We start from the raw sequence: 23,326 nt of genomic DNA on the forward strand, positions 1-23,326 counted from the left end.
GGGCCCGCCCCCCGGTTGCGGGACTCAGTCGCCCAGATGGGCGCCGTCTTCCGGTACCCGCGACCATGCCGCGATGTCCGAGCCCATCGCGCGGATCGTGCGTCCCATTACCGAACAGGTACCCTTGAATCCGCCGAAGGCGCCGCCACCGGAGATGCGACGAGAAGTGAAGTCCGCGACGGCTTCACCGTCCTCGTACAGGGTCCCTTCGGCTTCGCTGAAGGCACGGTGTCCGGACCAGGCATTCCCGTCGTTGCGCGCCTGGGTGATCTCCACCATCAGGACCTGGCCGCCGTCCGCCGGATTCGCGTCACCGCGCTCCTCGAAGCGAATGTCATGCCGTGCACCGAACTCCCGCACGAACTCCGGAAAGCGTTCTTCCAGCTCGCATTCATTGCGGATGGCCTGCGTCACCACCGCATCATCGCTGTAGGCGAAGCGCTCGGGCATCACGATGGTGACCGCCGGATCACTGACCGCCGGCGCCGCCTGCGCCTCCCCGCCCGAATCCCGGGTCTCGTTCGCGGCACAGCCACTCAGTGCCAGCAGGCCCGTTGCGGCCAGCACGCTCAGGTATTGCTTCTTTTGCATGGCTTTCTCCCCTTTGCCCATTGTGGTCTCGCAAAGTCTGCCCCAGAACCCACCCGTCATGCACCCTCCAAATCGGGGGGCCGGGCGGTCCTTGCGGTTGCTTGCGTTCCCCGGTTCTCTGCCCACAATGAACGCCTTTTCCGCATGGAGAATGCCCCATGGCCTTTGACGTCACCATCCAGCCCAGCGGCCACCAGTTCGAAGTCGAGGACGATGAAACCGTCCTCGAGGCCGGCTTGCGCCAGGGATTCGCGTTCCCCTACGGCTGCCGCAACGGCGCCTGCGGCTCGTGCAAGGGTCGGGTGCTCTCGGGCGAGGTGGATCACGGACCGAAACTGCCGCCCGGCATTACCGAGGCCGAGCTGGCCGACGGCCTGGCGTTGTTCTGCCAGGCGGTCCCGGTGGACGATCTGGAGATCGAGGTGCGCGAGATCGGCGCGGCCCGTGACATCGAGGTCAAGACACTGCCGTGCCGCGTGGCAGCCCTCAACCGCCTGGCCGATGACGTGATGGAACTCCGGATCCAGCTGCCCGCCCGGGAACGCCTGCAGTTCCTCGCCGGACAGTACCTCGATGTCCTGCTGAAAGGGGGCGAACGCCGCAGCTATTCCCTGGCCAACGCTCCGCACGACGACGAACAGCTGATTCTGCACGTGAAGTACGTCGAGGGCGGACGCTTCTCGGCCCATGTGTTCGAAGAGATGCAGCCCAAGGCCCTGCTGCGTATCGAAGGTCCCCTGGGGCAGTTCTTCGTGGATGAGGAATCCCCGCGCCCGCGCCTGTTCGTGGGCGGAGGGACCGGTTTCGGTCCGCTGAAGGGGATGCTGGACCACCTGGCGAACGAGGGGCTGGACCGGCGGCACCACCTGTTCTGGGGCGCGCGGGAGGCGGCGGGTATCTACGCCCCCGAGTGGCTGCAGGCGATGGCGGCGGCGGAACCGGAGCACTTCCGTTTTACCCCGGTGCTGTCCGATCATCCGCAGGACGAGGCGGCGGGCTTCGCCGCGCGGGCGGGACTGCCCCACGAGGCGGTGCTGGCCGAATATCCGGATCTGTCCGGCTTCGATGTCTACATGGCGGGGCCACCACCCATGGTCCATGCGGCCCGCGAGGCCTTCCGTGCAGCGGGCCTGCCCCCGGAACAGCTGTACTACGACAGTTTCGAGCCGGCGGGTGGCTCCTGACCGGGGGCACGGGACCCTGTTCGCCTGCGAACCGGCGCCTGCCGGTTTCGTGGGCGCGGGCCAGACCCTTTCTCAGCCGTCGCCGCCGTCCAGGCGCGCTGCGAGACGGCGTGCGGCCGCCAGCATGGATGCATCGGTGGGATCCTCGGCCGTCTCCACCGCGGACTTGAAGCCGAGCTCCTGCGCGATTTCGGCGATGCGTTCGCTGCCCACCACCAGGGGGGTCTTGCGCAGCCACATGCGTCCCAGCTTGCCGACCATCTCGTAGAGATTGCGCAGGCCCTCGCCCGAGGTGATGGTGATGATGTCGATCTGCCCGCGCGAGAACGCATACATCAGATCCCCGGTGTCCCCCTCCGGGCGTCCGCGCCGGTAGGCCTCGGCGAAGGTCACCCCGGCCCCGCGTTCGCGCAGGGTATCTCCCAGCAGCTCGCGCCCGCCGTCTCCGCGGAAGATCACCACCCGCTTGCCGCTCACGTCCTGCATCGCCGGCTCCGCCAGTAGCGCCTCGCTGTCAAAGCGGCGGGGCGGGGCAATGTCGGGCGCGTGGCCGAAACTGCGCAACTCCTGGGCCGTCCGGTTGCCGATCGCGGCGATGGCGGTCCCGGCGGGCCACTCACGATCCGCCAGCGCCAGGTTCATCACGCGCTGAACGGCGTTGGGGCTGATGAACACCGCAATATCGAACCGATCCAGCTCGTCCAGCACTGAGCGCAGATTGGTGGGATCGCTGGGTGCGAGGATCTCCAGCACGGGGAAGCGGATCACCCGCGCCCCTTCATTTTCCAGCGCCTCACAGAACGGTTCCGCCTGAGCGGCGGGCCGGGTCACCAGAATGCCCCGGTCGGCGAGGCTCGGCACCCGGCTCCGGGCAGCGGTTTCGGCATCGGCCATGATGCGGTCCTCAGTGATCGTTCATTGCGGCGCGCAGGAGTGCCCCGGCGCCCAGTTCCAGCAGCTCGTCGGCCAGGCGGATGCCCAGTGTCTCGGCTTCGGCACGTGGCCCGCGTACCTCGCGCTGCAGCAGCTGGCTGCCGTCGACCGCGCCCACCAGCCCGCGCAGCCACAGGCCACCGTCGGCCTCGAGGATCGCATGGGCGGCCAGCGGTACCTGACAACCCCCCTCGAGCCGGCGGTTGAACGCGCGTTCCGCGCGTACCCGATCGCTGGTATCCGGATCATTCAGACTGGCGATCCGTCCTTCCACCTCGTTGTCCCCGTCGCGGCATTCGATCGCGATGGCGCCCTGACCGACGGCGGGCAGGCTGACCTCGGGTTCCAGGCAGTTGCGAATGCGCTCGTCGAAGCCGAGGCGCTTGAGTCCCGCCGCGGCCAGCAGGATCGCGTCGTATTCGCCGGCATCCAGCTTGCCCAGCCGCGTGTTCACGTTGCCGCGCAGGTCATGGACTTCAAGATCGGGCCGGCGGGCACGCAGCTGGCACTGGCGACGCAGGCTGGAGGAGCCGACCCGCGCGCCCGCCGGGAGCTCGTCCACGTGCCCGTAGTGATTCGACACGAACGCATCCAGCGGGTCCTCGCGATCGAGGATGACCGGCAGGGCCAGGCCGTCCGGAAGCTCCATCGGCACATCCTTGACCGAATGCACCGCGATATCCGCGCGATCTTCCAGAAGCGCGTTCTCCAGCTCCTTTACGAACAGGCCCTTGCCGCCGATTTTCGCCAAAGGCGAGTCGAGCACGCGGTCCCCCTGAGTGGTCATGCCCACCAGTTCGACCGGCCGGTCCGGGTGTGCCGCGCGCAAACGCTCGGCGACGTGTTCGGCCTGCCACATGGCCAGCGGACTCTTGCGGGTGGCGATGCGTAGCGGTTTCATGCAGTGTCCCGGTCGGGGAACCCGGTGGTTTGTCCCGGGTCCATAAAAACGACGTAGTATAACGGCTCGCAACCCGCAGCCGAAAAAACCGATGGACGAGTTCATGATGACACGCAACCGGATTCTCGCGGCCTTCGGCCTGGCCGCGGCCATGCTGTTCGCCGGTCCGGCTCAGGCGGAGCTGGAACGGGTGACCGACCTGCAGGCGCTCAAGGACAACGGCGAGCGCAAGCCCACCGTAGTGATGTTCACCGCCGAGAATTGCCCCTACTGCGAGCTCGCGAAGGAGGCCCATCTGGGTCCGATGAGCCGCGACGAGGCCCATTCCGACGTCAATATCCTCATGGTGGAGATGAACGGCGAAGAAGTCCGCGATTTCGATGGCAATACCATGCGTGGCTCCGAGCTGGGGAACCGGTACGGGGCCCGCGTGACTCCCACCCTGGTGGCGTTCGACGCCGAGGGCAATCCGGTCGGGCGTCCGCTGGTGGGCATTCCCAACGAGGAGCTCTACCGCAGTCAGGTGCGCATGCGCATCAACGCCGCACGCGAGGGCAGCTGACCCGAGCCACGTCCCGCCGGACCGGACCCGCGCGGATCCGACCCGCCCGGATCACACGCGCGTGTGCCGCCGCAGAAAATCGCGCACCCGGGCCAGCTGCCGCCGGCTCACCGGTATCGGTTCGGCCCCGTCACGAAACCGCAGACGGTGGTCCCCGGCGTTGCGGGTCTCCAGGCCCGCAACGTTCCGGGCCACCGCCAGGGCCCCGCGGTGCACGCGCAGCACCTCGTCCCCCAGCGCCTGTTCCAGATCCTGCAGCCGAGCCTCGACGAAGCCCTCGAGGTCCCGCCCGCGTGCGACTACGCAGCCATCTTCGGTGACGAAACAGTCGATCGCATCCAGCTGCACCGACTCTTCGCGCCGGCCGATGCGCAGGCGTATGGCAGGCGGCTCGTCCGTTTGCGCGGCTCCGGCCGTTGACTGCCGGGCCCGTTCCAGTGCCTGCTCCAGTCGCTCCCGGCGTACGGGCTTGAGCACGTAATCGCGCACGCCCGCTTCGAAGGCCTCCAGGCCGAAATCCTCGTGTGCGGTGACCAGGATCACGACCACTTCGGGATGGCTCCGTGCAAGCTGGCCCGCCAGCTCGATCCCGCGCTCGCCGGGCATTTCGATGTCCAGCAGCAGCGCTCCCGGCCGGTGGGTCTGCAGGGCCGTACGGACCTCGCCGGCGTCCGCGGCTTCCGCCACCACCCGGTGGCCCAGCTCGGTTACCAGGTCGCGCAGCCGCTCGCGCGCGACCGGTTCGTCATCCGCGATCAGCAATTCCATGGATCAGCGTCTCCCTCGTCGATCCTGCGGTGTGCGGGGTATCTGCAGCCGGACCCGGAATTCGTCTCCCTCGCGTTGCGCGTGAAGCGATGCCCGGTCGCCGAAGGCGTGGCGCAGGCGCAGCCAGACCGCGTCGCTGGCGGTTCCGGTACCGGCCGGAGCGGTCACCTCCGGCAGGCTGTTGCGGATCTCGATGGTCAGCGTATCCCGTTCCGGGCGGATCCGGATTCCCAGATGCCCCTGCCCGCGGGCCGGAGCGATCCCGTGCTGGATCGCGTTCTCCACCAGCGGCAGCAGCACCAGGGACGGGATCTGCTGTTCCAGCGCCGGGTCCTGCTCGGGCCACTCCCGGTCAATCCGGAACTGCCCGCCCAGGCGTGTCTGCTCCACCCGCAGATAGCCCTCGACCACGGCCAGCTCCTCGCGCAGCGAATGGCGGTCGGCGCCATTGAACGCGGCACGAAACAGATCCGCGAGGTCCAGGGTGACCTGCTCCGCGCGCGAGGGATCCGTGCGGCACAGCCCGGCGATGGTGTTCATGCTGTTGTAGAGGAAATGCGGCCGCAGGCGTGCCCGCATGGCCTGTTCCCGCGCCTGCGCCACGGCCCGGGTCTCGCGCTGCCAGGCCGCCTGCAGATACAGGTAGTGCATCGCGACCAGGCTCAGGATCACCGCGATGCCCAGCACTGGCAGACGCAGCTCGGGATCCGCCAGCTGCACCGACTCGGCGGCGCGCTGCACCAGCGCGGTATTGACGATGGGGACCAGCGGCGGCAGGACGATCTGCAGGGTCAGCGGGCCACGCCGCAGCGGGCGTTGCAGCAGGCACAGGATCAGCAGACTGGTGAGCGCGACCCAGAAGATGAACAGGGCATACAGCGCCAGGGTCCCCGCCCAGTCGCCGGTCCCCGGTCGCAGCAGGGTGATCGCCAGCGCCAGCAGCACCGCCAGCATGAGCACCCGCAGCAGGGTCTCCGCGCCACAGAAATCCGGCAGCGGCGAGACGCGTTCCGCGCGGGCCTCGAGCGCCGGCGTGTTCCCGCTGGACGAACCCGGTTCCGGGCGCATGGCAGTCGCTCTCCCTGTATACTTCCCTGTCGTTCAAACCCCGTTCAGAGTGCACCATGACGCAGGATTCCCCGCAGGACAAGCCGGCCGCCGAAGCCAAGCTCTGGGGTGGCCGCTTCTCCGAGCCCACCGATGCCTTCGTGGAGCGATTTACCGCCTCGGTGGACTTCGACCGCCGCCTCTACCGCGAGGACATCCGGGGCTCGCAGGCCCACGCGCACATGCTGGCCAGGGTGGGGGTCCTGAGCGAGGACGAGGCGCGCCGGATCGTCGACGGGCTGGACGCCATCCGCGACGAGATCGCCGCCGGGGAGTTCGACTGGCAGGTGGGCCGCGAGGATGTCCACATGAACATCGAGGCGCGCCTGATCGAGCGCATCGGCGATGTCGGCAAGAAGCTGCACACCGGCCGCTCGCGCAACGACCAGATCGCCACCGACATTCGCCTGTGGCTGCGCGCCGCGATCGACGAGATCCTCGAACTGATTCGTTCCTACCAGAGCGGCCTGGTGGATCTGGCCGAGCGCGAGGCCGACACCATCATGCCCGGGTTCACCCATCTGCAGACGGCCCAGCCGGTGACCTTCGGCCACCACATGCTGGCGTGGTACGAGATGCTCGAGCGCGATGCCGAACGGCTGCGCGACTGCCGGCGCCGGGTGAACGTCCTGCCGCTGGGCGCCGCTGCCCTGGCGGGTACGCCGTACCCCCTGGACCGCGAACACGTGGCGGAACAGCTCGGATTCGACGGGGTCACGCGCAACTCGCTGGATGCGGTGTCGGATCGCGATTTCGCGATCGAATTCACCGCGGCGGCCTCGACCCTGATGATGCATCTGTCGCGTCAGGCCGAGGAGCTGGTGCTGTGGACCAGCGCCCAGTTCGACTTCATCGAGCTGCCGGATCGCTACTGCACCGGATCCTCCATCATGCCGCAGAAGAAGAACCCGGACGTGCCCGAGCTGGTGCGCGGCAAGACCGGCCGGGTGTATGGCCATCTGACCAGTCTCCTGACCCTGATGAAGAGCCAGCCGCTGGCCTACAACAAGGACAACCAGGAGGACAAGGAGCCGCTGTTCGATACCGTGGACACCCTGCTGGGCTCCCTGCGGGCGTTCGCCGACATGGTTCCCAACCTGGCCGTGCGTCGTGCGAACACCCTGGCGGCCACTACCCGCGGTTTCGCCACCGCCACCGATCTCGCCGACTACCTGGTGGAGCGGGGCGTGGCCTTCCGCGACGCCCACGAGGTGGTGGGCCGTGCGGTGCGCCTGGCGCAGGAGCGGGGTGTGGACCTGGCACAGCTGTCACTGGGGGAACTGCAGCAGCTGAGTGCCGCGGTGGGCGAGGATGTCCACGGGGTGCTGACCGCCGAGGGCTCGGTGGCCGCCCGCCGGGTGACCGGCGGGACGGCGCCGGAACAGGTCCGGCGCCAGGTCGCGGCCGCGCGCGCGCGTCTGGCCGCGGCCGGGGATCAGTCCTCGACGTAGCCGTCGACCACGTCCCACATCACGTTGCCGTGCACCACCTCGTATTCCAGTAGCAGCTGGCCGAAGCGGTCGCCGCTCTCGAAATGGGCGAGCACCCAGCGCGCGTTGAGTACGTAGATCCCGTCTTCGCGGAATTCGGCGGTGTCACCGTCGCGCAGGACCTCGGGAACCAGTTGCGGATTCTCGACCAGATCCTCGGACAGCCGGCGCTCCGGGTTGGTCATCCCCAGGCGCTGCAGCTGCTGGATGTCGGCGTTGCGCAGACCGATCTCCACCGGGCGCGGCACCTCCTCGCGGGTGTATTCGGCCAGCTGCATCTGGGCCTCCAGCAGCTCGCGGTTGGCCTCGGTGACGTCGTGCTCCAGGCCTTCGGCGCGCGCGATGTAGATCGCCAGGATGATGACGAAGAACGCCATCAGGCCCAGCCACATCAGGCGTTCACGGGTACGCAGGCGACCCGGATCCTCGTTGTCGGTCTCGGGGTTGCGGTTTTCATCATCCTGGGACACGGCGGTTCTCCTCGGTTGCGGGCGGGCGGTAGTCCCGGGCCGAGTGGGCCCATGGGACGTACCCTCGACATGTGGCGCATGATAACCCGCAATGTTCCCGCTGCCGAGGTGCCGCCCCATGTCCGCCGCCGAGCCGAACCGCGAACGTCCTCCGGAGACCCCGCCGTCGGGCGCCGGGCTGGAATGGATCAACCGTTTCGCCGCGCTGCCGGACGCCTTCCATCACCGCCCGGAGCCGGCCCCGTTCCCCGGGGCCCGGCTGCTCGCCAGCAGCCCGGCGATGCGCGAGCGTCTGGGTCTGACGCCCGAGGATCTCGCCGCGGAACCGTGGCTCGGCATGATTACCCGCGGCGAGCCGGCGGCGGGCACGCCGCAGGTCGCCAGCGTGTATGCGGGTCACCAGTTCGGGGTCTACGTGCCGCAGCTGGGCGACGGCCGGGCCAAGTTGCTGGGCGAGGTGCGCACGCCCGCCGGCGAGCACTGGGAACTGCAGAGCAAGGGCTCCGGTCCGACCGCGTTCTCGCGTCATGCCGACGGACGCGCGGTGCTGCGCTCGTCGATCCGCGAATACCTGGTTTCCGAGCACATGGCGGCGCTGGGTATCCCCACCACGCGCGCGGTGGCCCTCTACGGGTCCTCGCTGCGGGTGTTCCGTGAGCGCATCGAGAGTGGCGCGGTGGTACTGCGCGCGGCGCCCAGCTTCCTGCGTTTCGGGCATTTCGAATACTTCCACTACGCCGGCTATCCGGAGCGGTTGCGCCAGCTGATCGACTACGCGCTGGACCATGACTTTCCCGAGCACAGGGACGCGGAAGACCCCGTGCGGGCGATGCTGGAGACCGTGACCGCGCGCACCGCCGAGCTGATGGCGGACTGGCAGGCGGTGGGCTTCAGCCACGGAGTGATGAACACCGACAACATGAGCCTGATCGGGCTCACCATCGATTACGGCCCGTTTGCGTTCATGGACGCCTACGATCCCGATTACATCTGCAACCATACCGACCAGGGGGGTCGTTATGCCTTCGGCCGCCAGCCGGGCGTGGCTCAGTGGAACCTGATCCGCCTCGCGGAGACCCTGGTGGGGCAGTTCCGCGCCCCCGACATCGACACCGCGGTGGAGCAGGCGAAGCCCGTCCTCGAGGCGTACCAGGAGCAGTTCCGCGCGGCCTGGTTGCGGCGCATGCGCGCCAAGCTGGGCCTGCAGCTCGAACGCGACGAGGACGAGGCCCTGATCCAGGATCTGCTCGCCCGGATGGCGGCCGAAGGCGTCGACTACACCCGGTTCTTCCGTCAGTTGCCGGAACTGGAAGACGGAGAGACGCGTCAGGGATTCATCGAAGAACTGGAAGACCCGCGTGCCTGGGAGGCCTGGGAGGATCGCTGGCGTGCCCGTCTGGGCCACGAGACGCGCCCGACCACGGAACGCCATGTGGCGATGCGGGCGGTCAACCCGAAATACATCCTGCGCAACCACCTGGCGCAGGCTGCTATCGAACGCGCCGAGGAGGGTGACCTGTCGGAGGTCGAACGACTGCAGCGCGTGCTGAGCCGGCCGTTCGACGAACAGCCGGAGGACGAGGACCTCGCCGGGCTCCCGCCGGCCTGGGCCAGCGGGATCCAGCTCAGCTGTTCGTCCTGAGGGGGGCGCTGTCCGGCTTCAGGCCGAGTCGGGGACCTCTTCCAGCAGCAGGCTGCGTCCGCCCATCGCGCTCGGCTTGGGTACGCCCATCAGGTCGAGCACCGTGGGGGCGACGTCGGCGAGTCCGCCGCCGGTGCGCAGGCGCCAGCGCTGGCTGTCGAGGATCATGCACATCACCGGGTAGATGGTGTGCTGGGTATGTGGTGCCCCGGTGACCGGGTCGACGTATTCGTCGCAGTTGCCGTGGTCGGCGGTGAGAATCACCGAATACTGCTGGGCCTCGGCTGCATCCAGCACGCGCCCGACTTCGCGGTCGAGGGTGTGGACCGCCTCGATCAGGGCCTCGCGGCGGGCGGTGTGGCCCACCATGTCACCATTGGCGAAATTCACCAGGATGAACCCGTAACGCCCGCTTTCCATCGCCTTGATGGTCTCGTCGGCCACCTCGCGCGCGCTCATCTCCGGCTGCTCGTCATAGGTGTCCACCGCGGGCGAGGGCACCATCACCCGCTTTTCGCCCGCGTAGGGTTCTTCCTTGCCACCGTTGAAGAAGAACGTGACGTGGGCGTATTTCTCGGTCTCCGCGCAGTGGAACTGCGGGATCCCGGCGGAGGCGATGGTGGAACCCAGGGTGGTGGACGGGCGTTCCGGGGGGAATGCGATCGGCGACAGAAAGCGCGGGTCGTATTCGGTCAGGCAGGTCTCGGAGACCGGATGGAAGTCCCCGCGATCGAACCCGTCAAAATCATCCATGCCCAGGGCGGCGGTGAGCTGGCGCGGGCGGTCGTTGCGGAAGTTGAACAGCACGCATTCCGCCTCGGTGCCCATCGGCGCCCCGCCATTGATGATGCGGGGCTTGATGAATTCGTCATCCTCGCCCGCGGCCCAGGCACCCTCGATCGCCTCGCGCGCGCTGCCGACCGGTTCGCCTTCGGCGAAGGCCATCGCGCGGAAGGCCTTCTCCGTGCGGTTCCAGCGCTTGTCACGGTCCATGGCGTAGTAGCGTCCGCAGACCGTGGCGATGAACCCGCCGGCCTGCTCCAGTTCCGGCTCCAGGGTCTCGAGATAGTTCAGGGCCGAGCGCGGGGCGGTATCACGGCCGTCGGTGATCATGTGCACGATCGGCCGGGCGCCTTCCTGACGGCAGATGCCAATCAGGGCCACCAGGTGCCGGATATGCGAATGCACGCCGCCATCGGACACCAGGCCGATCAGGTGCAGCGGCTGATCCTTGGAGGCCGCGGCCCGCGCCGCACTGACCAGGGCATCGTTCTCGAAGAAGCTGCCGTCGGCAATGGCGTCGTCGATGCGCACCAGGTCCTGATTGACGACCGTGCCCGCGCCCAGCGTCAGATGGCCGACCTCGGAGTTGCCCATCTGTCCGTCCGGCAGGCCGACCGCACGACCGCAGGCATCCAGGGTGGTGTGCGTGCGGGTCGACAGATAGCGGTCGAGGTTGGGGGTGTCCGCCTCGGCGTAGGCGTTGTTGATCTTGCTCGGGTTCACGCCCACCCCGTCCATGACGATGAGGAGGACGGGGCGGCGAGGGGTGGTGCGCGGATCAGCCATCGCGGTCTCGGTACCTGGGTGCGTGGGTGGGACGGAATTTCAGTGAGTGCTGAATTTTACCAGCTCCGCAGGCGGTTTGGAGGTCCGGGACGCTCGCGAATCAGCGGGGATCGCGCTCGGGGCGGTCCCCGGATTCGTCCACCGCGTCGTCCGCGGCATCGGTCGGCGCATCCTTCCGGTTATCCGTGGTCTGGTTTACCCGTCGGGCGTCTTCGGCCTCGATGCGATCGAGTTCGGCATCCATCTCCGCCTCGGACAGCGGGGTGTAGCCGGTACGAGCGGCGGGAGACGGACGCGTTTCGTCGGAGGTGCCGGCGGCCGGCGCCCTGCCCGCGGGTTCGGGCCGGGTGGTGCCGGAGCGCGGTGCGGGGCCGGAATCCGGTCCGCTCTGCGGCCCCGCGCCCGGGCCGCCGCCCGGTCCGCCCTCGGGGTCATCGGGCCCCTCCGGGTCGTCCTCGGGGGTGGCCTTCTGTTCGGCCTTGCGCCGCTCCATGATGCGCGCAAGGATCAGGCCGACCTCGAACAGCAACCACATCGGCAGGGCCAGCAGCGTCTGCGAAATGATGTCCGGCGGGGTCAGGACCATGCCCACCAGGAACACCCCGACGATCACGTACGGGCGCTTGGCGGCCAGCTTCTCGGTGGTGGTGGCCCCCATGGTCACCAGGAGGATGGTGGCCACCGGCATCTCGAAAGCAATGCCGAAGGCGATGAACAGCAGGATGACGAAATCCAGGTAGCGCGAGATGTCCGTCATCACGTCCACGCCTTCCGGCGCGGCCGCGGTGAAGAACGCGAAGATCAGCGGAAAGACCACGAAATAGGCGAACGCCATCCCGAGGTAGAACAGGATGGTGGATGACGCGACCAGAGGGCCGGCCAGGCTCTTCTCGTGCTGATAAAGCCCCGGCGCGATGAACGCCCAGAGCTGATAGAGCAGGTACGGGATACTGATCGCCACCGCCAGCAGCAGGGTCAGCTTGAACGGGATCAGAAACGGCGCGGCCACCTCGATCGCGATCATGCTGGTGCCTTCCGGCAGATGCGCCATCAGCGGATCGGCCAGGAAGGTATAGAGCTGGTTGGCGAACGGGAACAGGATCAGGAACACCACCAGCACGGCGATGAACATCCGCAGGACCCGGTCGCGCAGCTCGATCAGGTGGGAGAGCAGGGTCTCGGTGGCCTCTTCCGTGGGTTCGACCCCCGGGCTGGTCTTGCTCATGGGCGTTCGTCAGGCGTGCGGGGTGAGTGGTCGGTGTCGGTTTCCTGCGGCCCGTCGCCGCCCTGTCCTTCCGGGGATTCCGGCGCTTGCCCGGCGGGGCGCTGCGGCCGGCGCCCGGCGGTGCGCCGCCGGGGCCGTTCTTCCCGCGTGCTGCGCTGTTCGCGTTCGGCCGCCAGTGCGGGATCTTCGGTGGCCAGGTCCGGGCCCATGTTGTGGCTGACGGGTACCCGCTCGAGGTCGCCGTCGGCCGCGTCCCAGGCCGGTTCCTCCGGCGCGGATCCCGCCTCGCTGTCCTGCGTGCCGGCATCCTCTACCGAATTGGCGCGGGAGGTGTCGGTTTCGCGACCGGCCGGTTCCGGAGGGGTGCGACGTTCGCGAACCGCGGGACGTGCCGGCTTCGCCGGTTGCGTGTCCCCGTCGGCCGCCTCGCCGGCATTCGCATCCGCCGGGGTGTCGTCGGTGTCGCGCAGCTCGCGGTTGATCTCGCGTTCGGTCTGCTCCAGATCCTCACGCAGGCTGGTCTCGGTGTCCTCGACCATGTGCTTGAGTTCGCGGATCTCGCGGTCCTGGCTCTTGACCATCTCGCGCAGTTCCTCGGTCTGGAACTCGCGCTCCACGTCCGAGCGCACGCTCTGGACAAAGCGCCGGGTCTTGCCGACGAACCGGCCGATCTCGCGCGCAAGGCCGGGCAGGCGCTCCGGTCCCACGACCAGGAGCGCCACCACGACGATGATCAGGATTTCCCAGAAGCCGATGTCGAACATGGACTAGCGCCGCTGCCGGCCGGTCGTTGCGGACCGGAACCGGATCAGGCGTTCTTGTCCGACGAGTCGTTGTCGCCGGACTTCTCGCTGCGCTTTTTCACCTCGGCGTCGACCACGCGACCTTCGTCGTCTTCGCTCTGGTTCTCGACGCCCGGCTTTTCGCCTTCCACGCCTTCCTCCCCTTCTTCCTTCTTCTGGTTCTCGCCGTCGGGGTCCTTGACCGCCTGCCGGAAGTTCTTCAGCGCGGAGCCGACGTCACCGCCCATGTTGCGCAGTTTTTTCGTGCCGAACAGCAGGACCACGATCAGAAGGATGATCAGGAGCTGCCAGATGCTGATACCACCAATACCCATGGAGTGTCTCCGAAATAAGTTCCTTGCCGGACAGCCTGACCGGGGAGGGTTCCCGAATCAACCAGGCCGCCTATTTGTCCGAACGCTGTCCTGCGACTTCGCGGCCGGCCTTTTCGTCCACGCCGGACAGGCCGAAACGCCGGGCCAGTTCGTCGAGGACGTCGTCGGGGTGCCGGTCGCGCGCCCGCAGGACGATGAGGGTATGAAACCACAGGTCGGCCATTTCCGACACCAGCGCATCGGCGTCGTCGTCCTTGGCCGCCAGCACCGCTTCGGTGGCTTCTTCACCCACCTTCTTGAGCATGGCATCCAGGCCGCGTGCCTGCAGCTTCGCGACGTAGGAGCGTTCGGGATCCGCGGAGCGTCGCTCGTCGATGACTTCGGCCAGCGCCGCCAGCAGGTGCTCGCGCGGGTTTGCGGAGGGGTCGTTCAAGCCGTCACCTCCTGCAGGGGACGCACGGGCACCCCCGCGGCTTCCATCGTGGCCTTGGCCTCGCCGACCGTGTGCTCGCCGAAGTGGAAGATGCTGGCCGCCAGCACGGCATCCGCGTGCCCGGTGGTCACGCCCTCGACCAGATGTTCCAGGCTGCCCACGCCGCCCGAGGCGATCACCGGAATGTTCACTGCGTCACTCACCGCCCGGGTCAGTTCCAGGTCGAAGCCGCTGCGGGTGCCGTCGCGGTCCATGCTGGTCAGCAGGATCTCGCCGGCGCCCAGCTCGGCCATGTGGCGCGCCCATTCGATGGCATCCAGGCCGGTCTCGCGGCGCCCGCCGTGGGTGAAGATCTCCCAGCGTGCGGGCTCGCCTTCGGCGCTGGTGCGGCGCGCGTCGATGGCCACCACGATGCACTGCGAGCCGACCCAGTCGGCGGCTTCGCGCACCAGTTCGGGTCGGTGAACCGCCGCAGTGTTGATGGACACCTTGTCCGCCCCGGCGTTCAGCAGACGGCGGATGTCGTCCACCGCGCGCACGCCGCCGCCCACGGTCAGCGGGATGAAGACCTGCGAGGCGACTTCTTCGACCACGTGCAGGATGGTGCTGCGGTCGTCGGAGGAGGCGGTGATGTCGAGGAACGTCAGCTCGTCGGCCCCCTGAGCGTCGTAGCGCCGGGCGATCTCCACCGGGTCACCGGCGTCGCGGATGCCGACGAAGTTCACGCCCTTCACCACGCGGCCGGCGTCCACGTCCAGGCAGGGGATGATGCGGCGTGCCAGCATCTCAGGTGTCCTCGCCCCGGGCGGCCGTGCGCGCCTGCTCCAGGGTGAAGGCGTCCTCGTACAGGGCGCGGCCGACGATCACGCCGTCGATACCGGCGTCGGCCCCGCGGGCGAGGCTGCGGATGTCGTCCAGCGAGCTGACGCCGCCGGAGGCGATCACCGGTACGCGCACGTTCTCCGCGAGCTTCGCGGTGGCCTCCACGTTGGGGCCTTCCATCATCCCGTCGCGCGCGATGTCGGTGTAGATGATCGCGGCGACGCCGTCGGACTCGAAGTGCTGGGCGAGGTCGATCACGTCGTGACGCGAGAGCTTGGACCAGCCGTCCACCGCGATCTTGCCGTCGCGGGCGTCCAGGCCGACGATGATGTGACCCGGGAATTCCAGGCACAGGTCGTTGACGAAATGCGGCGCGCTGACCGCCCGTGTGCCGATGATCACGTACTGCACGCCGGCATCGAGGTAGGCCTGCACGGTGTCATCGTCGCGGATGCCGCCACCGATCTGGATGGTCAGGTCGGGAAAGGTCTCGACGATTGCATGGATCGCCTCGGCATTGCGCGGCCGCCCCGCGAATGCCCCGTCGAGGTCCACGATGTGCAGGCGTTCGGCCCCGGCCTCGACCCAGCGTCGGGCCATTTCCACCGGCTCTTCGCCGAATACCGTCGAGTCCTCCATGCGCCCCTGGCGCAGGCGCACGCACTTGCCTTCCTTCAGGTCGATCGCGGGAATGACCAGCATCTCTCTCCGCCTCCTGTTGCGGCGTTCACGGGGCGTCCGGGGCGTCGCCGTCCCAGCGCAGAAAGTTGTTCAGCAGGCGCAGGCCGCAGGCCGCGCTCTTTTCCGGGTGACACTGCATAGTGAACAGCGAGCCGCGGGCGAGGGCCGAGGCGAAGGTTTCGCCATAATCCGTGTGCGCAGCCACGCTGGCCGCGTCGCGCGGCTGCACCCGGAAGCTGTGCACGAAATAGAACCACGGCGTCTCCGGCAGGCCGTGCCACAGCGGGTGCTCGCCGGTGGGCTGCACGCGGTTCCAGCCCATGTGCGGCACCTTCAGGCGACGCCCCTGCGCATCGCTGCGTTCCGGAAAGCGGGCGACCCCGCCGGGGATCACCCCCAGCAGGTCGACGCCGCCGCTTTCGTCCGAGTGCTCCATCAGGATCTGCTGCCCCAGGCAGAGTCCGAGGAACGGGCGCGAACCGGCCAGTTCCGGCAGCAGGCGGTTGAGACCGCGCCGGGCGAGGGCCTGCATCGCGTCGCCGGCCGCCCCCTGGCCGGGAAACACCAGCCGGTCGGCCTCGCGCAGGATCTCCGGGTCGTCGGTACGCAGGATGCGCTGGCCGGGTGCGGCCTCGTGCGTCAGGGCACGCTCCACCGAGTGGAGGTTGCCCATGCCGTAGTCGATGACGGCGACGGTTTCCATGTGGCTTCCCTGTTGCGGCGGGCCTTACAGGCTGCCCTTGGTGGAGGGCGTGATGCCGGCGCCGCGGGGGTCTTCCTCCGCGGCCTCGCGCAGCGCGCGGCCGAAGGCCTTGAAGATGGTCTCCGCCACGTGATGGGCATTGTCCCCGCGCAGGCAGTCCACGTGCAGGGTGATCCACGCGTGGTTCACCAGGCCCTGGAAGAATTCGTGGAACAGGTCGACATCGAACCGGCCGATGTGCGAGCGGCGGAAATCGGCGTGCATCTCCAGGCCCGGGCGGCCGGAGAAGTCGATCACCACCCGTGACAGGGCCTCGTCCAGCGGCACATAGGCATGGCCGTAGCGGCGGATGCCCTTCTTGTTGCCGATCGCCTGCGCCAGTGCCTGGCCCAGGGTGATGCCGATGTCTTCCACCGTGTGGTGGTCGTCGATGTGCAGGTCGCCTTCGGCGCGCACGTCCAGATCGACCATCCCGTGACGCGCGATCTGGTCGAGCATGTGGTCGAGGAACGGGATGCCGGTCTCGGTGTGGCACTGGCCGGTGCCGTCGAGGTTCAGTTCGACGGCGATCCGGGTCTCGAGGGTGTCGCGGCGGACTGAGGCGGTACGCTGGTTCATCTTGGCTGGCTTCGACGCAGAAAGTTCCAGTGTAGCAAGGCTGGCGCCCGGCCGGTATGCCGTACTCGCGGCCCGGGACATGCAGCGCGACGTCTTTCCACCCATCGGCGCGCCGGATACGGGTACCCATAAAAAAGGCCGGGGCGAACCCCGGCCTTTCCGCATCCATCAAGGGAGATGGATTTACCGGACGGAAACCGACTCGGAAGCGGTTTCGCCCTGGTTGTCTTCCCAGCTGATCTCGACGGTGTCGCCGGACGAACCTTCGAATTCCAGCTCGAGGAAGGGGTTCTGCGAGATGGTCACGTTCCAGTGGGCGGTGACCATGGTTTCGCCGTTGCGCTTGGCTTCGACGGTCTGAATGAAATGCTCGGGGATGGTTTCGCCGGCATCATCGGTCTGATCCCCGGTATGCATCGGGTGGCTCAGCAGGGCGCGGACGTTGATCATCCCGTCCTGTTCCTGGGCGCGAATACGGATGGACATAGTTCTTTACCTCCAGACTGTTGATCGGATCGGTGAGGGTGCCGGCTTAGCCGCCGCAGCCACCCACCGTCACTTCGACGTTGCGGGACGTCATGTACCAGTTGCCGTCGGCCTTGACGGCGGCGACCACGTCCGAGGTATCACCCAGGCGGATGCGCATCGAAGCCTTCGGCTTGGCGCCGGAGGCGAAGACATAACGGCCGGTGAGGGAGCGCTCGTTGGCCTCGGCGAAGACCGCGATCTCCTCGACGTTGTCCATGTGGGCCTCGACCGAGACCGGGACCACGGCGCCGTTCTCGGCGATTTCCGGGGCGCTCAGGTCGATGTCGTCGGACTGCTGCATGTCGGTGGTGCCGGCGACGGCGTTCATCGCCTCGGACATGCCCTCCGTCTCGAACATGTCGGCGGACCAGGCGGCGAGCAGCTTGCTCGGGGCCAGCAGACCGGCGCCCACGGCGGCGCCAACGGTACCGGCGGCGAGAGTGCCTTTCAGGAAGACACGACGCTTGGTGCTAATCATGGAGATCTCCTCTCATCTTTTTGGATCAAATCCGGACATTCCCGGGGCGCGAGCGATCCATCTGGATGCAGGCGCCTGTGCGTTGTGACGGGGTACCGTTCGGTTCTATTCCCCGTCCCCGGATCAGCCCCCTTTGGTGTCGGGCCCTTTGCTGATCCTGCAACTCCAGAGTCCCAGAATGTGGCTGAACGCTTCATGAACGGATCCGTTATCGAGCGGCTCCGGGCCGCATCGCCCCTGATCCGAGTGAAGCCAGCCCCGTATCAATGGCACACTATGCCCTCCCGATGCAATCATTTCCGGATACCGCACCCATGCCCTTCTGCAAGGCCCACCTGTTGCTGCTGATCGTGGTTGTCGTCCTCGGAGGCGCGCAGATGCTGGCCAGCTGCGGGCAGAAGGGCGATCTCTACTTCCCCGAGGACGAGCAGGAGGAAGCCCGCTAGATGGACTATTTCGATTACCGCGGGGGCACGCTGCATTGCGAGAGCGTGGACCTCGACGCCCTGGCCCGCCGGGTGGGGACCCCCGCCTACGTCTACTCCCGCGCCACCCTGGAGCGCCATTACCGTGCGTTCGCCGAGGCCCTGATCGGGATGCCGCATCAGGTCTGCTTCGCGGTCAAGGCCAACTCCAGCCTGGCGGTGCTGAACGTGCTGGCCCGCATGGGCTCGGGGTTCGACATCGTCTCCGGCGGCGAACTGGAGCGGGTGCTGCGTGCCGGCGGCGACCCCGCGCGGGTGGTGTTCTCCGGGGTCGGCAAGACCGCGGTGGAGATGCAGCGCGCGCTGGACGTGGGCATCCACTGCTTCAACCTCGAATCGGAGGGCGAGCTGGAACGCCTGGAAGCGGTCGCCGCCGAGCGCGGGGAGACTGCCCCGGTGTCGTTGCGGGTGAACCCGGACGTCGACGCCGAGACCCATCCCTACATTGCCACCGGCCTGCGCGACAACAAGTTCGGCGTGGCGATCGAGGACGCGCCGGCGCTGTATCGCCGCATCCATGAGTCCGGGCACCTGGACGCGATCGGCGTGGATTTCCACATCGGCTCGCAGCTGACCAGCACCGAGCCGTTCGTCGACGCGCTGGAACGGGTGCTGGCGCTGGTGGACCGGCTGGCGGAAGACGGCATCGAGCTGTCGCACATCGATGTCGGCGGCGGGCTGGGCGTGCGTTATCGCGACGAGACCCCTCCGGAGCCCGACGTCTGGGCGGCGGCCCTGCGCGAGACCCTGGGCCAGCGGCCGCTGAAGGTGCTGCTGGAGCCGGGCCGGGCGATCGCCGCCAACGCCGGGGTGTTTCTGACCCGGGTGGAATACCTCAAGCACTCGGAGCACCGCGATTTCGCGATCGTCGACGGGGCGATGAACGACCTGCTGCGCCCGGCGCTGTACGGCGCGTGGCAGGCGATCGATCCGATCGTGCCGCGCGACGACACCGAGACCCGCAGTTACGACGTGGTCGGACCCGTATGCGAGACCGGGGATTTCCTCGGGCGCGAACGCGATCTCGCGCTGGCCCCCGACGACGTGCTGGCGGTGCGCTCCGCCGGGGCCTACGGCTATGTGATGGCGGGCAACTACAACAGCCGCCCGCGCCCGCCCGAGGTCATGGTGGACGGTGACCACTATCAGATCGTCAACCGCCGCGAGCAGGCCGATCATCTGATGATGCGCGAGAGCATGCTGCCGCGCGATCCCGACGAGGAAGATCCGCCCGGGAGGGTCGATCCGTGATCCCGCGACGGCCCGAGCCCGAGCTGATGCTGGAATCCGGCCAGGCCCGGGCCTATGCCGAGGCGGATTTCGCGCAGCCCCACGAGGGCTTTGTCGATGCCTTCGCCGAGGTGTTCCCGGAGCCGGTGCGCGGCCCGGTGCTGGATCCGGGCTGTGGCCCGGGGGATGTCAGCCTGCGCTTCGCTGCGCGCCATCCCGAGTGCGAGGTCGACGGGCTGGACGGGGCTCCCGCGATGCTGGCGGCCGGGGCTGCGCTGTGTGCGGGGCATCCGGCCGCCGATCGCGTGCATCTGGCCGAGGGTTGCCTGCCCGATGCGCGGGGCCCGCGCGCGCCCTACGCCACCATCATCTGCAACTCGCTGCTGCATCACCTGCATGATCCGGGAGTGCTGTGGCAGGTGATCCGTCGTGACGGCGCCCCCGGGGCGCGGGTGTTCGTGATGGATCTGCGTCGTCCCGATTCGGAGGCCGAAGTGAAACGCCTGGTGGCGGAGCACGCGGCCGACGCCCCGGAAGTCCTGCGGCGCGACTTCGAGCACTCGCTGCATGCGGCGTTTACCCCCGAGGAGGTCCAGGACCAGCTGGCCGCGGCCGGCCTCGACGGCTTCCGCGTGCGGGTCACCAGCGACCGCCACATGGTCATCCACGGGCGGTTGCCGGAGCGCCGGGGATGAGTGCGCTCGCCTTTACCAAGATGCACGGCCTGGGCAACGACTTCGTGGTGTTCGACGGCGTGCGCCAGGCGGTCGCGCTGAGCACCGAGCAGCTGCGCCTGCTGGCCGATCGCCATTTCGGCGTGGGCTGCGACCAGATCCTGCTGGTGGAGCCGCCCGCCGATCCCGCGAGCGCGCTGTTTCGCTACCGCATCTTCAACGCCGACGGCGGCGAGGTGGAGCAGTGCGGCAATGGCGCGCGCTGCTTCGCCCGCTTCGTACGCGAACAGGGCCTGACCGACGCCCGCGAGATCCCGGTGGAGACCCTGGGTGGTCCGCTGGTGCTGCGGGTGGAGGCGGACGAACAGGTCACCGTCGACATGGGCTGCCCGGTGCTGGAACCGGCGCGCATCCCGTTCGAGGCCGACTTCCAGGCACCGGAGTACCCCCTCGAGGTCGGCGACACCTTCCTGAAGATCGGCGCGGTGTCCATGGGCAACCCGCATGCCGTGACCTTTGTCGACGACGTGGGGCAGGCACCGGTGGCGACCCTGGGGCCCGCGATCGAGGCGCATCCCCGCTTCCCGCGCCGCGTGAACGCCGGTTTCGCCGCGGTACGTGATCGCGGGCACCTGGACCTGCGGGTATACGAACGCGGCGCCGGCGAGACCCTGGCCTGCGGCTCCGGCGCCGCCGCGGCGATGGTGGTGGCCCGTCTGCAGGGCCGGGTCGATGACTGCGTGCGGGTCTCGCTGCCGGGCGGGGCCCTTGTGCTAAGCTGGGAGGGCAGCCCGGAGTCGCCGGTGCGGCTGACCGGCCCCGCAACCACGGTATTCAACGGCAGGATCGATCTATGAGTACAGACCCCTCCAGTGCCTCCCCGGCGGGGGATGGCGCCGAACTCTCGGCGGCCGAGGTCGAGGCCTGGCTGCGCGAGCACCCGGATTTCTTCCTCGACCACCAGGCCCTGCTGGACGTGCTGCGCATCCCGCATCCGGCCGGTGGAGCCGAGTCTCTGGTCGAACGCCAGCTCAAGCGCCTGCGCGAGCAGAACCGCCAGCTGGAGCAGCGTATGCACGAGCTGGTGGAGCGTGCCCGCGACAACGAACGGGTCGGCCGCCAGCTGCACGATCTGGCCCGAACCCTGATGCGTGCGGAGAACCTGGATGCGGTGCTGGCGCTGACGCAGGACGCCCTGCGCGATGAACTGGGCGCCGAGCGGGTGAGCATCCGTCTGGCGGAGCGCGAGGTGCAGGACCTGCACGCCCTGGATACCGCCCAGCTGGCCGTGCTGGAACCACTGTTCGCCCGCGGCCGGGCACAGTGTGGCCGCGTGCCCCCGGACATGCTGAAGGTGCTGTTCGACGATGCGGACGACACGGTGGGTTCGGCGATCCTGATGCCGCTGCTGGCGGACGACGAACGCGTGGGCGTTCTGGGCCTGGCCAGTGCCTCGCCGGACCGCTTCCAGCCGGATATGGGGACCTACTTCGTCACCCATATCGGCGAGCTGCTGGCCGAGTCCATCCGCTGCCATGCCGAACGCAAACAGGCCGCCTGAGTCCGAGCCGCAACCCGACCCCGCCATCGAGGCCTATCTCGCGCATCTGCGTGATGTGCGCGGGCTGTCGCCGCACACCGTAGCCGCGTACCGTCGCGACCTGCGCGAACTGCGCCGGGCCTGGGACGCGCCCTGGGCGGAGCTGGATGCCGCCGCGCTGCGCCGCATCGTGGCCGGGCTGGCACGCGGCGGGCGCCATCCGCGCTCGGTCCGCCGGTTTCTCGCCGCAGTGCGCGGTTTCCTCGATTTTCAGGTGGAGCGTGGCGAGCGCGCCGCCAACCCCGCCGCGGGGCTGCGCGGTCCGAAGACCGACCGTCCGCTGCCCCGCGGGCTGGACGTGGATCAGGCGCAGCAGGCGCTGGATGCCCCGCCCGCCACTGGCTCCGCGCCGGACGGGGAAGCGGCCGATCCCGATTCGCCCCTGGCGCGCCGCGACCGCGCGATGCTGGAGCTGCTGTACGGCTCCGGACTGCGGCTGGCGGAACTGACCGGGCTGGATCTGCCGGACGTGGACCTGGACGCCGGCATGGTGCGTGTTCTCGGCAAGGGCCGCCGCGAGCGGCGGGTGCCCGCCGGGCGCATGGCGCTGGCCGCCCTGCGCGACTGGCTGGCGGTGCGCGGGCAGTGGGCGGATGCCGACGAACCCGCGCTGTTCGTGACCCGCCGGGGGCGGCGCATCAGCAACCGCTCGGTGCAGCGCCGGGTCGAGGAGGCCGGGCGCCGGGGCGGGCTCGACGTGCATCTGAACCCGCATCGCCTGCGCCACGCCTTCGCCAGCCACCTGCTGGAATCCAGCGGCGACCTGCGTGCGGTGCAGGAACTGCTGGGGCATGCCGATCTGTCCACTACCCAGATCTACACCCATCTGGACTATCAGCACCTGGCCGAGGTCTACGATGCCGCCCATCCCCGCGCGCGGCGTCACGATCCGGCCGACGAGACGGGTTCGTAGGCGGGCGCAACCGCGTACAATCCCGGTCCGGATCCGACCACCGATTGCAGGAGACCACCGTGGAGCAGTTTCGTGGCACCACCATCGTCTGCGTGCGCCGCAACGGCGCCGTGACCCTGGGCGGCGACGGCCAGGTATCGCTGGGCAACACCGTGATGAAGGGCAACGCGCGCAAGGTGCGCCGCGTCTATCACGACCGCATCCTCGCCGGTTTCGCCGGCGGCACGGCCGACGCCTTTACCCTGTTCGAGCGCTTCGAGGGCATGCTGGAGAAGCACTCCGGCAACATCACCCGGGCCGCGGTCGAGCTGGCCAAGGACTGGCGCACCGACCGTGCGCTGCGCAAGCTGGAGGCGCTGCTGGCGGTGTCCGATCGCGAGAACTCGTTCGTGATCTCGGGCAATGGCGACGTGATCGAGCCCGAGAACGCGCTGATCGCGATCGGCTCCGGCGGCCCCTACGCCCAGGCCTCGGCCCAGGCCCTGCTGCAGAACACCGATCTGCCGGCGCGCGACGTGGTGGAGAAGAGCCTCCATACCGCCGCCGACATCTGCGTCTACACCAATCACAACATCACGCTGGAGAGCCTCGACGCCGAGTGA

Annotated in this window: 28 protein-coding genes; 11 read left to right on the plus strand and 17 right to left on the minus strand. The window is 68.5% G+C overall.

The genetic code is table 11. The features are described from left to right. Positions 1–24: 24 nt before the first annotated feature. Positions 25–591 (minus strand): hypothetical protein, encoded by a 567-nt coding sequence (locus F788_RS0100565; RefSeq protein ID WP_019569340.1) that lies wholly within the window; start codon positions 589–591, stop codon positions 25–27. 158 nt (positions 592–749) lie between these two features. On the opposite strand from F788_RS0100565, the gene F788_RS0100570 reads away from it, so the two are divergent. Then, positions 750–1,775 carry a CDP-6-deoxy-delta-3,4-glucoseen reductase gene (locus F788_RS0100570; RefSeq protein ID WP_019569341.1) on the plus strand — a complete coding sequence of 342 codons (1,026 nt, stop codon included), beginning with the start codon at positions 750–752 and terminating at the stop codon, positions 1,773–1,775. Positions 1,776–1,847: 72 nt separating this feature from the next. Here the strand turns inward: F788_RS0100570 and F788_RS0100575 are convergent, their stop codons facing one another. Together F788_RS0100575 and hemC are read right to left on the minus strand one after the other, a co-directional pair. Then, on the minus strand, positions 1,848–2,669 hold the full coding sequence (locus tag F788_RS0100575; RefSeq protein ID WP_019588920.1) for a uroporphyrinogen-III synthase: 822 nt from the start codon (positions 2,667–2,669) through the stop codon (positions 1,848–1,850). Between the two features lie 10 nt (positions 2,670–2,679). Continuing rightward, positions 2,680–3,609, minus strand: a complete 930-nt coding sequence (gene hemC / locus F788_RS0100580) for a hydroxymethylbilane synthase (protein ID WP_019588921.1) — start codon at positions 3,607–3,609, stop codon at positions 2,680–2,682. Between the two features lie 91 nt (positions 3,610–3,700). Here hemC and F788_RS0100585 point away from each other — a divergent pair, with 91 nt between their 5' ends. Beyond that, positions 3,701–4,171 carry a thioredoxin fold domain-containing protein gene (locus F788_RS0100585; protein ID WP_019588922.1) on the plus strand — a complete coding sequence of 157 codons (471 nt, stop codon included), beginning with the start codon at positions 3,701–3,703 and terminating at the stop codon, positions 4,169–4,171. A gap of 51 nt (positions 4,172–4,222) precedes the next feature. On the opposite strand, the gene F788_RS0100590 is transcribed toward F788_RS0100585, so the two are convergent. Both F788_RS0100590 and F788_RS0100595 read right to left on the minus strand, forming a co-directional pair. Continuing rightward, positions 4,223–4,939, minus strand: coding sequence for a LytTR family DNA-binding domain-containing protein (locus F788_RS0100590; RefSeq protein ID WP_019588923.1), 717 nt, complete (start codon positions 4,937–4,939; stop codon positions 4,223–4,225). 3 nt (positions 4,940–4,942) lie between these two features. Next, a complete protein-coding gene (locus F788_RS0100595) occupies positions 4,943–6,007 on the minus strand; it encodes a sensor histidine kinase (RefSeq protein ID WP_019588924.1) in 1,065 nt (354 codons plus the stop codon). Between the two features lie 56 nt (positions 6,008–6,063). Here F788_RS0100595 and argH point away from each other — a divergent pair, with 56 nt between their 5' ends. Next, positions 6,064–7,497 (plus strand): argininosuccinate lyase, encoded by a 1,434-nt coding sequence (argH, locus tag F788_RS0100600; protein WP_019588925.1) that lies wholly within the window; start codon positions 6,064–6,066, stop codon positions 7,495–7,497. Here the strand turns inward: argH and F788_RS0100605 are convergent. Further along, positions 7,482–8,006, minus strand: a complete 525-nt coding sequence (locus F788_RS0100605) for a hypothetical protein (RefSeq protein ID WP_019569348.1) — start codon at positions 8,004–8,006, stop codon at positions 7,482–7,484. The two genes, argH and F788_RS0100605, sit on opposite strands and share 16 nt — an antisense overlap. Positions 8,007–8,124: 118 nt before the next feature. On the opposite strand from F788_RS0100605, the gene F788_RS0100610 reads away from it, so the two are divergent. Further along, positions 8,125–9,648, plus strand: coding sequence for a YdiU family protein (locus F788_RS0100610; RefSeq protein WP_019588926.1), 1,524 nt, complete (start codon positions 8,125–8,127; stop codon positions 9,646–9,648). Between the two features lie 18 nt (positions 9,649–9,666). Here F788_RS0100610 and gpmI read toward each other — a convergent pair whose 3' ends face one another. The 11 genes from gpmI to soxY form a co-directional block, all read right to left on the minus strand. Further along, positions 9,667–11,217 carry a 2,3-bisphosphoglycerate-independent phosphoglycerate mutase gene (gene gpmI / locus F788_RS0100615; protein WP_019022565.1) on the minus strand — a complete coding sequence of 517 codons (1,551 nt, stop codon included), beginning with the start codon at positions 11,215–11,217 and terminating at the stop codon, positions 9,667–9,669. Between the two features lie 100 nt (positions 11,218–11,317). Beyond that, complete coding sequence (tatC, locus tag F788_RS0100620) at positions 11,318–12,442, minus strand: twin-arginine translocase subunit TatC (protein WP_019588927.1); 1,125 nt, start codon at positions 12,440–12,442, stop codon at positions 11,318–11,320. After that, entirely contained in the window at positions 12,439–13,206 is a 768-nt protein-coding gene (gene tatB / locus F788_RS0100625; protein ID WP_019588928.1) for a Sec-independent protein translocase protein TatB, read from the minus strand. Before tatB ends, tatC begins: the two co-directional genes overlap by 4 nt. A 44-nt stretch (positions 13,207–13,250) precedes the next feature. Then, on the minus strand, positions 13,251–13,559 hold the full coding sequence (tatA, locus tag F788_RS0100630) for a twin-arginine translocase TatA/TatE family subunit (protein WP_018868868.1): 309 nt from the start codon (positions 13,557–13,559) through the stop codon (positions 13,251–13,253). A gap of 70 nt (positions 13,560–13,629) precedes the next feature. Then, positions 13,630–13,992, minus strand: a complete 363-nt coding sequence (locus tag F788_RS0100635; protein ID WP_018868867.1) for a phosphoribosyl-ATP diphosphatase — start codon at positions 13,990–13,992, stop codon at positions 13,630–13,632. After that, positions 13,989–14,777 (minus strand): imidazole glycerol phosphate synthase subunit HisF, encoded by a 789-nt coding sequence (gene hisF / locus F788_RS0100640; RefSeq protein ID WP_019588929.1) that lies wholly within the window; start codon positions 14,775–14,777, stop codon positions 13,989–13,991. Before hisF ends, F788_RS0100635 begins: the two co-directional genes overlap by 4 nt. A 1-nt stretch (position 14,778) precedes the next feature. Further along, complete coding sequence (gene hisA, locus F788_RS0100645) at positions 14,779–15,516, minus strand: 1-(5-phosphoribosyl)-5-[(5-phosphoribosylamino)methylideneamino]imidazole-4-carboxamide isomerase (protein WP_019588930.1); 738 nt, start codon at positions 15,514–15,516, stop codon at positions 14,779–14,781. A 25-nt stretch (positions 15,517–15,541) separates the two neighbouring features. Then, positions 15,542–16,198 carry an imidazole glycerol phosphate synthase subunit HisH gene (hisH, locus tag F788_RS0100650; protein WP_019569355.1) on the minus strand — a complete coding sequence of 219 codons (657 nt, stop codon included), beginning with the start codon at positions 16,196–16,198 and terminating at the stop codon, positions 15,542–15,544. A gap of 24 nt (positions 16,199–16,222) precedes the next feature. Next, positions 16,223–16,816, minus strand: a complete 594-nt coding sequence (hisB, locus tag F788_RS0100655) for an imidazoleglycerol-phosphate dehydratase HisB (protein ID WP_019588931.1) — start codon at positions 16,814–16,816, stop codon at positions 16,223–16,225. 183 nt (positions 16,817–16,999) lie between these two features. Continuing rightward, positions 17,000–17,302, minus strand: a complete 303-nt coding sequence (gene soxZ, locus F788_RS0100660; RefSeq protein WP_019588932.1) for a thiosulfate oxidation carrier complex protein SoxZ — start codon at positions 17,300–17,302, stop codon at positions 17,000–17,002. 46 nt (positions 17,303–17,348) lie between these two features. Then, positions 17,349–17,822, minus strand: coding sequence for a thiosulfate oxidation carrier protein SoxY (soxY, locus tag F788_RS0100665; RefSeq protein ID WP_019588933.1), 474 nt, complete (start codon positions 17,820–17,822; stop codon positions 17,349–17,351). 314 nt (positions 17,823–18,136) lie between these two features. On the opposite strand from soxY, the gene F788_RS13535 reads away from it, so the two are divergent. Genes F788_RS13535 through hslV form a run of 7 tightly spaced genes read left to right on the plus strand, consistent with a single transcriptional unit; the run spans position 18,137 to position 23,326 of the window. Further along, positions 18,137–18,268, plus strand: coding sequence for a lipoprotein (locus tag F788_RS13535; protein ID WP_019588934.1), 132 nt, complete (start codon positions 18,137–18,139; stop codon positions 18,266–18,268). Further along, on the plus strand, positions 18,269–19,558 hold the full coding sequence (gene lysA / locus F788_RS0100675) for a diaminopimelate decarboxylase (protein WP_019588935.1): 1,290 nt from the start codon (positions 18,269–18,271) through the stop codon (positions 19,556–19,558). It begins immediately after the preceding gene. Further along, positions 19,555–20,232 carry a trans-aconitate 2-methyltransferase gene (locus F788_RS0100680; protein ID WP_019588936.1) on the plus strand — a complete coding sequence of 226 codons (678 nt, stop codon included), beginning with the start codon at positions 19,555–19,557 and terminating at the stop codon, positions 20,230–20,232. The genes lysA and F788_RS0100680 overlap by 4 nt, the downstream gene beginning before the upstream one ends. Beyond that, positions 20,229–21,068 carry a diaminopimelate epimerase gene (dapF, locus tag F788_RS0100685; RefSeq protein WP_019588937.1) on the plus strand — a complete coding sequence of 280 codons (840 nt, stop codon included), beginning with the start codon at positions 20,229–20,231 and terminating at the stop codon, positions 21,066–21,068. The genes F788_RS0100680 and dapF overlap by 4 nt, the downstream gene beginning before the upstream one ends. Then, positions 21,065–21,772 (plus strand): DUF484 family protein, encoded by a 708-nt coding sequence (locus F788_RS0100690; RefSeq protein ID WP_019588938.1) that lies wholly within the window; start codon positions 21,065–21,067, stop codon positions 21,770–21,772. The genes dapF and F788_RS0100690 overlap by 4 nt, the downstream gene beginning before the upstream one ends. Further along, positions 21,747–22,724 carry a tyrosine recombinase XerC gene (locus tag F788_RS0100695; protein WP_019588939.1) on the plus strand — a complete coding sequence of 326 codons (978 nt, stop codon included), beginning with the start codon at positions 21,747–21,749 and terminating at the stop codon, positions 22,722–22,724. The genes F788_RS0100690 and F788_RS0100695 overlap by 26 nt, the downstream gene beginning before the upstream one ends. Positions 22,725–22,783: 59 nt before the next feature. Next, the gene (gene hslV, locus F788_RS0100700) at positions 22,784–23,326 is read left to right on the plus strand and encodes an ATP-dependent protease subunit HslV (protein ID WP_019641486.1); all 543 of its coding nucleotides are present in this window, start codon (positions 22,784–22,786) and stop codon (positions 23,324–23,326) included.

The sequence above is a fragment of the Thioalkalivibrio sp. ALE10 genome, from assembly GCF_000381385.1.
Taxonomy (GTDB): Bacteria; Pseudomonadota; Gammaproteobacteria; order Ectothiorhodospirales; family Ectothiorhodospiraceae; genus Thioalkalivibrio.

What these genes read in the sequence shown, in the direction of transcription:
- F788_RS0100565 (WP_019569340.1), bottom strand. Translation starts at nt 591, where the DNA reads ATGCAAAAGAAGCAATACCTGAGCGTGCTGGCCGCAACGGGCCTGCTG.
- F788_RS0100570 (WP_019569341.1), top strand. Translation starts at nt 750, where the DNA reads ATGGCCTTTGACGTCACCATCCAGCCCAGCGGCCACCAGTTCGAAGTC.
- F788_RS0100575 (WP_019588920.1), bottom strand. Translation starts at nt 2,669, where the DNA reads ATGGCCGATGCCGAAACCGCTGCCCGGAGCCGGGTGCCGAGCCTCGCC.
- hemC (WP_019588921.1), bottom strand. Translation starts at nt 3,609, where the DNA reads ATGAAACCGCTACGCATCGCCACCCGCAAGAGTCCGCTGGCCATGTGG.
- F788_RS0100585 (WP_019588922.1), top strand. Translation starts at nt 3,701, where the DNA reads ATGGACGAGTTCATGATGACACGCAACCGGATTCTCGCGGCCTTCGGC.
- F788_RS0100590 (WP_019588923.1), bottom strand. Translation starts at nt 4,939, where the DNA reads ATGGAATTGCTGATCGCGGATGACGAACCGGTCGCGCGCGAGCGGCTG.
- F788_RS0100595 (WP_019588924.1), bottom strand. Translation starts at nt 6,007, where the DNA reads ATGCGCCCGGAACCGGGTTCGTCCAGCGGGAACACGCCGGCGCTCGAG.
- argH (WP_019588925.1), top strand. Translation starts at nt 6,064, where the DNA reads ATGACGCAGGATTCCCCGCAGGACAAGCCGGCCGCCGAAGCCAAGCTC.
- F788_RS0100610 (WP_019588926.1), top strand. Translation starts at nt 8,125, where the DNA reads ATGTCCGCCGCCGAGCCGAACCGCGAACGTCCTCCGGAGACCCCGCCG.
- gpmI (WP_019022565.1), bottom strand. Translation starts at nt 11,217, where the DNA reads ATGGCTGATCCGCGCACCACCCCTCGCCGCCCCGTCCTCCTCATCGTC.
- tatC (WP_019588927.1), bottom strand. Translation starts at nt 12,442, where the DNA reads ATGAGCAAGACCAGCCCGGGGGTCGAACCCACGGAAGAGGCCACCGAG.
- tatB (WP_019588928.1), bottom strand. Translation starts at nt 13,206, where the DNA reads ATGTTCGACATCGGCTTCTGGGAAATCCTGATCATCGTCGTGGTGGCG.
- tatA (WP_018868868.1), bottom strand. Translation starts at nt 13,559, where the DNA reads ATGGGTATTGGTGGTATCAGCATCTGGCAGCTCCTGATCATCCTTCTG.
- hisF (WP_019588929.1), bottom strand. Translation starts at nt 14,777, where the DNA reads ATGCTGGCACGCCGCATCATCCCCTGCCTGGACGTGGACGCCGGCCGC.
- hisA (WP_019588930.1), bottom strand. Translation starts at nt 15,516, where the DNA reads ATGCTGGTCATTCCCGCGATCGACCTGAAGGAAGGCAAGTGCGTGCGC.
- hisH (WP_019569355.1), bottom strand. Translation starts at nt 16,198, where the DNA reads ATGGAAACCGTCGCCGTCATCGACTACGGCATGGGCAACCTCCACTCG.
- hisB (WP_019588931.1), bottom strand. Translation starts at nt 16,816, where the DNA reads ATGAACCAGCGTACCGCCTCAGTCCGCCGCGACACCCTCGAGACCCGG.
- soxZ (WP_019588932.1), bottom strand. Translation starts at nt 17,302, where the DNA reads ATGTCCATCCGTATTCGCGCCCAGGAACAGGACGGGATGATCAACGTC.
- soxY (WP_019588933.1), bottom strand. Translation starts at nt 17,822, where the DNA reads ATGATTAGCACCAAGCGTCGTGTCTTCCTGAAAGGCACTCTCGCCGCC.
- F788_RS13535 (WP_019588934.1), top strand. Translation starts at nt 18,137, where the DNA reads ATGCCCTTCTGCAAGGCCCACCTGTTGCTGCTGATCGTGGTTGTCGTC.
- lysA (WP_019588935.1), top strand. Translation starts at nt 18,269, where the DNA reads ATGGACTATTTCGATTACCGCGGGGGCACGCTGCATTGCGAGAGCGTG.
- dapF (WP_019588937.1), top strand. Translation starts at nt 20,229, where the DNA reads ATGAGTGCGCTCGCCTTTACCAAGATGCACGGCCTGGGCAACGACTTC.
- F788_RS0100690 (WP_019588938.1), top strand. Translation starts at nt 21,065, where the DNA reads ATGAGTACAGACCCCTCCAGTGCCTCCCCGGCGGGGGATGGCGCCGAA.
- F788_RS0100695 (WP_019588939.1), top strand. Translation starts at nt 21,747, where the DNA reads ATGCCGAACGCAAACAGGCCGCCTGAGTCCGAGCCGCAACCCGACCCC.